This window comes from Acetobacter sacchari, from assembly GCF_017377715.1.
Classification (GTDB): Bacteria; Pseudomonadota; Alphaproteobacteria; order Acetobacterales; family Acetobacteraceae; genus Acetobacter; species Acetobacter sacchari.
This window is the reverse complement of the sequence record NZ_JAFVMF010000114.1, coordinates 1-237: the sequence shown is the minus strand read 5'-3', so window position 1 is coordinate 237 and position 237 is coordinate 1. Positions and strand designations below refer to the sequence as shown.

Sequence of the window (237 nt, the reverse complement as noted above, 5' to 3'; positions counted from 1 at the left end):
TTTTTTTTTTTTTTTTTTTATTTTTTATTTTTTTTTTTTTTTTGTGTTTTTTTTTGTTTTTTTTTTTTTTTGTGGGGGGGTTGGGGGGGGGGGGGGCGTTTTTTTTTTTTTTTTTTTTTTTTTTTTTTTTTTTTTTTTTTTTTTTTTTTTTTTTTTTTTTTTTTTTTTTTTTTTTTTTTTTTTTTTTTTTTTTTTTTTTTTTTTTTTTTTTTTTTTTTTTTTTTTTTTTTTTTTTTT

1 protein-coding gene is annotated in these 237 nt (G+C 11.4%); it reads right to left on the bottom strand.

The features are described 5' to 3' along the window. Positions 1-17 precede the first annotated feature (17 nt). Positions 18-237 (bottom strand): hypothetical protein (locus J2D73_RS21590; RefSeq protein WP_207884266.1); only part of this gene is annotated, 220 nt, incomplete at its 5' end.